Source organism: Streptomyces roseochromogenus subsp. oscitans DS 12.976, from assembly GCF_000497445.1.
GTDB lineage: Bacteria > Actinomycetota > Actinomycetes > Streptomycetales > Streptomycetaceae > Streptomyces > Streptomyces oscitans.
Map to the genome: position 1 here is coordinate 8,888,252 of NZ_CM002285.1, position 7,859 is coordinate 8,896,110.

Sequence of the window (7,859 nt, forward strand, 5' to 3'; positions counted from 1 at the left end):
GCCATGAGGTCACCCGGCACCAGCGGCCGCCTGTTGCCGCTCCTGCCTGTGTCGCTCGCCGGCCAGTGGGTCACCGACGCCGCCCGCTGATCCGCAGATCGCGACCCACCCGCCGCCTCTGCCCGTGCCGCCACCGGAGCGCCGGACCGGAGCCGGGGCGCCCGCACGGGCAGGGGCGGTCGGGGACTGCGGGCCAGGGCCTGTCCGGCGGATCCTGTCGCAGACGCCGGGGCCGGCACGCCCTCCCCACTGCCTTCAGGGGGTGGGGGCACCCCCATCGCCCCCGCTCACCTGCGCTGATGTGGCGCCGTCGATGTCCTGCGACCTGATACGCCGACAGGCCCTAGTCGCCCTCGGCTGCCAGGCGGGCCTGGGCCGTGGCCAGGATTTCGGTGACGCGGAGGCCGAACGCGGCGTCGCAGGCGTGCGGGCGGCCCGTGCGGGCGGCCGTCAGCAGGGCGTCGACCGCGCGTGTCAGCGCCGGGACCGCTCCCTCGGGACTGCCCGGCAGCAGCGCCACGCCCGCCTCGCCCCGCAGCTCCACGTCGGCCCCGGCCGCCGCAGGCGGCGCCGTCAGGCTCAGCGTGAGGGTGCTCGACGCACCGGTGGCGTGGTCGAGGACCAGGTGCACGGTGTCCGCGGGACCGTGCGCCGCCGCCACCACCTGCCGTACGTCACCGAGGACCGGCAGCAGCACCGACAGGGCGTGCGGGCCGACGTCCCACAGCGCACCCTTCTCCCGCCGCCACGGCGAGCCCGCGAACGGACTGTCGGAGGTGAACACGGCCCCCAGCCACTGCGCACGGGCCGTGAACCAGCCCGCCACGGCGGCCTGTTCCTCGATCCAGGCCTCCGGCTCCTTCTGGAAGCGTGCGGTGAAGAACACCACCGAGGCCACCCCGGCCCGCTCCGCCGCGGCCACCACGGCCCGGCCCTCGGCGACCGCCACCCCGAGCGGCTTGTCCAGCAGCAGATGACGGCCCGACCGTGCCGCCCGTGCCGCCAACTCGGCCTGCACGGACGGCGGCAGAGCCACAGCCACCGCGTCCACATCGGCCAGCAGCGCGTCCACGTCGTCGTACGCGGGGACGCCGTGCTCGTCGGCCAGGGCCGTGGCCGCCTCCGGCCGGCGGCCCCACACTCCGGCGAACTCCACGCCGGGGTGGCCGGAGAGGGCGGGAGCGTATGCCGTTCGGGCCCACGGGCCCGTTCCCAGCAGTCCGATGCGCATGAAGCGTTCCTTTCTCCGAGCCGATCCCCGCACCCTCAAGAGGCTGCGCCCCGGTCGCGCTCCGCACACCTGCCGTCCGGATCCCCGTTCCCGGCAAGCCAGTCGGCGATCGTCGCGGCGATGGGCTGACCTGTGTCCATCTCGACGAACCCGAACTGGCCCGACTGGTTGCACTCCAGGAACCACCAGATCCCGTCGGCGTCCTCGGCGAAGTCGAATGCGCCGTAGGCCAGTTCCGCGCCCCTCATGTACCGCCGTACGCCCTCGGCGACGCGCGCCGGCACGTCCGCGGGCAGCCAGGGAGAGACCGAGGGGGCGAAACGGACGTCCACGTCGTCCGGGTGGGCGTCGGGGTCGGCGGGCTTGCGCGCCGCCAGCAGGGTGTCGCCGACGACGGTGAGCCGGATGTCGGCCCGCTTGGCGACCCGCCGCTGCAGCAGCGTCGGACCGAAGGCCACCGCTGAGAAGTCGGCGTCCGGCGCGACCCGGCTGGTCGGCACCGCGCGCGGCGGCTCTTGCGGATGCGCACCGGACACCGGCTTGACCACCAGATCCGGGAAACGCTCCGCGAACTCCCGCGCCGCCTGCGGGAATGTCGTGATCAGCGTGGCCGGCACCGCGAGGCCGCAGCGCTGTGCGAGATGCAGCTGCCAGGGCTTGTGCCGGGCGCGGCGGGCCGCGTCCGGATGGTTCATCCAGCGCGTGTCGGTGGTGCGCAGCATGCCGTACAGCGCCTGCGACGACTCCTCCGTCAGCCAGGCGGACGGCTGGGCGGCCCGAGCGGCCGCCTCTCCGGGCCTGCGCACCCAGACGGAGCGCAGGCCGCTCAGGGTCACCAGGCGCCCTCCGACGGACAGATGCCCCCGGTAGGCGCCCTGCACGTACTCGCCCGACAACGCCACCCCGTTGGTCAGATCGGCGGGATCGAACCGGACGACGGGCACTCCGGCTTCGCCCAGCCGGAGGACCACCATGTCCGCCGTCACGTCTTCTTGACTGGTCAGGATGAGCACGGTCATATCTCTGGGTCCGCGGTTCAGTCGTCGAAGTGGGTCTTGGAACCGGCGGTCGACGTCGTGGTCCCCAGAGTTCTCAGGGTCGCGTGGTCGGTGGCGGCTATCCGCCCGTCCGGGAGGACGTTCAACTGCAGTCCGGAGTCGTACGCATACGGAGTGGTGACGTCCAACTGCACAGCGGGGCGCGCGTAGTTGAGCGTGAACGGTTGCATGGTCTCTCCCTGATTCGGCTTTCACGTCCTTATACGAATCGAACGGGTGATTGGTTTCCTTACTCTGTGTAACCGCAGGTCGGGGGGGGTGCCGGAAGCGTCCGCACGGCACAGGACGCCGATGGCGCCCAGGACGTTGCCCCCTGCGGCTCGCCATTTCGCGGCCGCACTCCGCCTGGTCGAGGGGGCGCACCGTCAACTGGACGGGCTGGAGAGCCTGGTGGCCGGGGACGCAGGCAGCTGGGGACATACATGGCCAGGGACGCGGGCAGCCGGCCGTCAAGCCGCTTCACGCCGCGAGCGCGCTCCTGGCCGCCGTCAGGGCCTGTTCCGCATACCCGCGTCCGAACAGGACCGCGTGCACCAGCAGAGGGAACAGCTGGTGCACGCCCACCCGGTCCTGCCAGCCGGGCGCGAGCGGTGCCGCGTCCTCGTAGCCGGCGAGCACGCGGTCCAGATGAGGGCAGCCGAACAGCTGAAGCATCGCCAGGTCGGTCTCCCGGTGTCCGCCGTGCGCGGCCGGGTCGATGAGCCGGACCTCGCCGTCGGCGCCCCACAGCACGTTCCCGTTCCACAGGTCGCCGTGCAGCCGCGCGGGCGGCTCGGCGGGGCCCGCGAGGTCGGGCAGCCGCGCACAGACCTGCTCGAAGACGGCCGTCTCGTCCGCGCGGAGCGTGCCGCGGTCGACCGCGCCGCGCACATACGGCAGTACGCGGTGCTCGGCGTACCAGTGGGGCCAGTCCCTGCCGGGCGTGTTGCGCATGGAGGCGAGGCCGATGAACGCGTCCTCCGGGCCGTCGGGCGGCGCCGCCCCGAGATGCGGTGCACCGGCCGCGTGAAGAGCCGCCAGGGATCGGCCGAAACGCAGTGCCGCCGCGGGATCCGGCCGCCCCGTCGGCACCCGCTCCGTCACCATCCAGCGTTCGTCGTGGCCGAGCACCGCCGGTACCCGGACCGCGTCCGCCGCGGCCAGCCAGTGCAGTCCGGCCACCTCGGCCCGTATGGCCCCGGGCGCGTCACCGCGCTTGACCATCACCCGGGCGCCGCCGTCCAGGGTGACCTCGGCAGGAGATCCTGACCCCGCGCGCGCCCCGGTGACCGGGCGTCCGGTGAGCCGGGACGCCGCCCGGCCCGGATCCTCGTATGCCTCGTCTCGGTCGACCACAGCCTCAGAGTACGGCTCGCAACAGATGCACGTTGCATGGAACTTCAAGCATTGCTACGACTGTTTTCAGCCAAAACCAGGCAGTAACTGCCCGTGCTGATCCACTACGGTTAGCGTGAGGACGCCGCGCAGCCACACCAGGGGCACAGGGCCCCGCCGGGACTAGCGCGCGGCGGAGGATTTCCCCTTTGACCACAGCATCCGTGCTGATGGCCGACGTCTTCGAAGTCCAGCCGTACACCTCCCACTGCGAAGTCATCCTGGGCGAGGGCGCACATGCCGTGATCGGTGTGTCCCCGGGCAACAGCTACTTCTCCGCCCGCCGCCTGCACGACCTCGCCCGCTGGGGACTGGACCACTTCGACAGGGTCGACTTCGTCTACACCGACCTGTACGTCGCCGAGATGTACGAGGCGTCCGGCTATCCGCCGGACGAGGCCCGGCGCAAGGCGGTGAAGAACCTGCGCGGTGTGCGCGCCAAGGTCCGCGAGGCGGTGTCGGCGGCGGATCCGGAGGGGCTGCGACTGGACTGGCACCCGATGTCGGAGTTCCGCACCAACCCCGCCTATCAGGACATCCATCGGCAACTCAAGGACCGCCTGTCCTCCGACGGCGCCTTCCGGGCCGTTTGCGATGCCTTGGTGAATCGTTTCCTCAGTGCGCGGGGTGAGACGCCGACCGAACGTCAGCGCGCCGTGTGCCTGGAGTACGTGTGCGCCGAGGCCCCGCTGTTCCTGGACACCCCCGCCATCCTCAAGGTGCCCTCCTCGCTCAACTGCTACCACCAACTGCTGCCGATGGCCGAGCTGTTGTACTCCCGCGGCGCCGGCCTGCGCGCCTCCCGCAACCAGGGCCACGCCATCGTCACCCCCGCCGCTCTGGAAGGAGCCGTGGCATGACCGCCGCCCCCGGCACCCGCACCGACGACCCGCACCTGCTCGAATTCCCGTTCTCCTGGGACGGCACCCAGGTCCCCGCCGAGGTCGAGGAGATACGCGCCGCCACCCCCGTACGGCGCGTACGGACCATCGCCGGTGCCGAGGCCTGGCTCGTGTCGTCGTACGACCTATGCGCGCAGGTACTGAAGGACGACCGGTTCTCCCTGAAGGACACCTCCGCCCCCGGAGTGCCCCGGCAGTACGCGCTCACGATCCCGCCCGAGGTCGTGAACAACATGGGCAACATCACAGGCGCCGGGCTGCGGCGGGCGGTGATGAAGGCGCTCAATCCGAAGTCACCCGGCCTGATGGAGTGGCTCCGCGAGGAAGCGCACCGGCTGGTGGACCGGATGGTGGCCGACGGCCCGACGGTCGACCTGCGCGCCGCGTTCTGCGATCCGTACTCGGCGGGCATGCACTGCCGCATCCTCGGTATCCCGCAGACCGAGGCCCCGGCCTTCCTGCGCAGCCTGGACATCGCCTTCATGAATGCGCCGTGCCCGATCACCGGCGCGAAGATCAACTGGGACCGGGACATCGCCCGGATGACGGCCCTGCTCGACGACCCCGCGACGCACGGCCTGATGGGCGAAATCGCCGCCCTGCGCGACGACCCCGAGTACGCCCATCTCAGCGACGAGATGCTGGCCACTGTCGGGGTCACCATGTTCGGCGCCGGCGTGATCTCCACCTCCGGCTTCCTCGCGATGGCCCTGGTCTACCTGCTCACCCATCCCATCGCCCGTGACCTCCTCCGGGACCGCCCCGACCTGACCGGCCCGGGCGTGGAGGAGCTGCTGCGGGTCAACCTCTCCATCGGCGACGCCCTGCCGCGCCTGGCGCTGGAGGACGTCCGGCTCGGTGACGTCGACGTGAAGCGGGGCGAACTCGTCCTCGTGCTGGTGGAGGGCGCGAACCTCGACCCGGAGAAGTTTCCCGACCCGCACCGCTTCGACGTCCACCGCGACAACACCGCCGACCACCTCTCCTTCGGCGGCGGCGCCCACTACTGCCCCGCGACCGCGCTCGGCCGCGCCCACGCCCGGATCGCCCTGGAGGTCCTCCTCGACCGGCTACCGGCCCTCGCGCTCGCCGTACCGCCCGGCCAACTGGTCTGGCGCACCGGCTTCATGAAACGGATCCCCGAGCGGCTGCCGGTGACCTGGTAACCAGCGACGGGCAGCCGCCCGTAAGGCGCCCCCGCCTGCCACAGTGGGCGGGGGCGCCGACGGACTCGACGGGAGCACGGCGGGCGGTCGATAACGCACTCGCCAAGGCACTCGCCCGAAGGCCGCTCAGCGGGCGACGGGGTCTGAGCCCCTGACCAGTCCCACCGGATTGCCCGGAGGCAGCAGGCCCGAGCCCACGACCAGGTGGGTCAGCGGCTCCAGCAGAGCGGCCAGCCGGGTGGTGCGGTCGGCGCCGAGCGCGGTCCAGGGGCCTTCGGCCGCCGCGTCCGTCAGCGCCTCCACCTCCGCGCGCACGACCGCCCCGGCCGGGGAGAGGGACCCGTCGGCCGTGAGCAGCCCACGCTCACGCAACCGCGCCGTGGCCGCCTCCCAGTCCGCCGGGTCCCACTTGCGCGTCTCCCGCAGCATCGCCCCGTCGGACTCGCCGGACGCCGCCTTGAGCACCATGGCCTCGACCGGCCCGAGCCCCTGACCCACCAGCACCGCGACATGCGAGTCGCCCCGGTGCTCGCGCAGCGTCGTCAGGCCCTGCCACAGCCGGGCGGTGGGACGGTCCGGGCGCTCCAGCGCCTGGTTGGCGGCGGCCAGCACCCGACCCGCGGTGTCCGCCCCCGCGGCGGCCTCCCATGCGAGGTCGGCGGCCTCGGTGAAGTCGCCCGAACCGACGACATCCGGTCCGAACACACGGGTCATCGCCGCGTCCACTGCGTCCAGGCGGGCGGCCAGCACATCGGCCGGGGCCGCATACGCCCACGCGTCCGGCAGCGCCCGGGCCACCCGGGCGGGATGGAAGACGTAGAAACAACTCGTCACGACGGACGGCGGGACCGCGCCGAGCGGCGCGGCACGCAGCGCGAAGTACCCCATCCAATACCCCCGCATCCCGAGGGCGTCCGCCGCCCGGCGCACCTCCGGTGCGAAGTACACGAGATCGTGCACCGGCTCGTACCGTTCCCACAGGTCCCGCGCCCTTCCGTCCGCCACCGCTTCCTCCGTCGCATCGGCCTGCCGTACTGTCGGCACCAGCCTGCGTTATGACGGCGGTCATAACAAGAGGGGCGACTGTGTGGCAGGAAGCGGACGCCACCTGCTCCACGACCGGCGGCGCGACCGACCGGGTGACCTCACTCCGCCCGGCCCGGCCCACCACGAGCGGTGCCGAGGAGTCCCGTCACCGCGAACACCCCCAGGTACTGGCCCGTCGCCTGCTCGCGGGCGAGCGCGAAGGACACCTCGGAGCCGGCGGCGGCGTGCCTCAGCTCCCCGACGGTGTGCACCACCACGGCGACGACGACGTTCGTCACCGCACGGCCACCCCGGCACCTTTGGCGCCCGTCGCCACGACACCACGAGCACGAACGACCACAAGCCGTGCGCCACCGTGAAGGCGGCGATGCCGAGCCCGAGCCCGATTCGGCAGGCCAGGTGTCAGTCCGTACCGCGGGCTCTGCCCCCGCTGAGCGGGGCATATGACACCCGGCCCGTGTGAGGGGCGCGCCACGCCCAGGGATTCGCCCGGATGATGGCATATGGGGCGTGATCACTGGGACAGACGGGTGGCTCAGTGACCCGGCTGGGTGGCTCGGATGGTGGGAGCTTGCGCACTCGCTGACGGTGGTTCATGTCGAGGCCGGGTCCATTCAGCTGATGAGGTATCCGCTGCCCGGCCACGACGGAAGGACATCGCTATGCGATCTGCCCGCATGCTTTTGGCCTCGGCGGCAGTAACCGCCGCTCTCGCCTTCGCGGTTCCCAGCGCGGCGCTCGCCGTGCCCGCGGGTGACGACGGAGGCCGTGACGACTCCTCTTTCAGCCGGGACCATGACCGTGGTTCCGGCGACGACCACGGCCGCGACGACTCGGGTCGCGACCACAACAATGATCACGGTGACAACCACGACAAGGGCCGCGGACACGACGAACCGCGCGGTGGAATCCACACGGGTGGCGGAGCGCTGACCCTGGTGCGTGGCGACGACCGGGGTGACGACGACCACGGCCGTGGTGACGACGAGCACGGCGGGGACGACCACGGCCGTGGTGACGATGAGCGCGGCGGGGACGACCACGGGCGTGGGGATGACCGCGGCCGGGGTGACGACCGGGG

General features: G+C 72.2%; 9 protein-coding genes. 2 read left to right on the forward strand and 7 right to left on the reverse strand.

All coding sequences use genetic code 11. The annotated features are described in order from the left end of the window. Positions 1 to 343: 343 nt before the first annotated feature. From M878_RS88175 to M878_RS88190, 4 genes are all read right to left on the reverse strand, one after another. Complete coding sequence (locus tag M878_RS88175; RefSeq protein WP_023553156.1) at positions 344 to 1,231, reverse strand: Gfo/Idh/MocA family protein; 888 nt, start codon at positions 1,229 to 1,231, stop codon at positions 344 to 346. A 35-nt stretch (positions 1,232 to 1,266) separates the two neighbouring features. Next, on the reverse strand, positions 1,267 to 2,250 hold the full coding sequence (gene tgmB, locus M878_RS88180) for an ATP-grasp ribosomal peptide maturase (RefSeq protein ID WP_023553157.1): 984 nt from the start codon (positions 2,248 to 2,250) through the stop codon (positions 1,267 to 1,269). 17 nt (positions 2,251 to 2,267) lie between these two features. After that, a complete protein-coding gene (gene tgmA / locus M878_RS88185) occupies positions 2,268 to 2,459 on the reverse strand; it encodes a putative ATP-grasp-modified RiPP (protein ID WP_023553158.1) in 192 nt (63 codons plus the stop codon). 289 nt (positions 2,460 to 2,748) lie between these two features. Further along, positions 2,749 to 3,624, reverse strand: a complete 876-nt coding sequence (locus M878_RS88190; protein WP_023553159.1) for a fructosamine kinase family protein — start codon at positions 3,622 to 3,624, stop codon at positions 2,749 to 2,751. Between the two features lie 188 nt (positions 3,625 to 3,812). On the opposite strand from M878_RS88190, the gene M878_RS49995 reads away from it, so the two are divergent. Together M878_RS49995 and M878_RS88195 are read left to right on the forward strand one after the other, a co-directional pair. After that, complete coding sequence (locus tag M878_RS49995) at positions 3,813 to 4,523, forward strand: cyclodityrosine synthase (protein WP_245238305.1); 711 nt, start codon at positions 3,813 to 3,815, stop codon at positions 4,521 to 4,523. Beyond that, positions 4,520 to 5,731 carry a cytochrome P450 gene (locus M878_RS88195; RefSeq protein WP_023553161.1) on the forward strand — a complete coding sequence of 404 codons (1,212 nt, stop codon included), beginning with the start codon at positions 4,520 to 4,522 and terminating at the stop codon, positions 5,729 to 5,731. Before M878_RS49995 ends, M878_RS88195 begins: the two co-directional genes overlap by 4 nt. A gap of 126 nt (positions 5,732 to 5,857) precedes the next feature. Here M878_RS88195 and M878_RS88200 read toward each other — a convergent pair whose 3' ends face one another. From M878_RS88200 to M878_RS50005, 3 genes are all read right to left on the reverse strand, one after another. Beyond that, a complete protein-coding gene (locus M878_RS88200; RefSeq protein WP_023553162.1) occupies positions 5,858 to 6,736 on the reverse strand; it encodes an SCO6745 family protein in 879 nt (292 codons plus the stop codon). Positions 6,737 to 6,876: 140 nt separating this feature from the next. Beyond that, positions 6,877 to 7,056 (reverse strand): hypothetical protein, encoded by a 180-nt coding sequence (locus M878_RS88205; protein ID WP_023553163.1) that lies wholly within the window; start codon positions 7,054 to 7,056, stop codon positions 6,877 to 6,879. A 336-nt stretch (positions 7,057 to 7,392) separates the two neighbouring features. Then, positions 7,393 to 7,859: hypothetical protein (locus tag M878_RS50005; RefSeq protein ID WP_031227064.1), on the reverse strand; the 467-nt coding region annotated here is incomplete at its 5' end.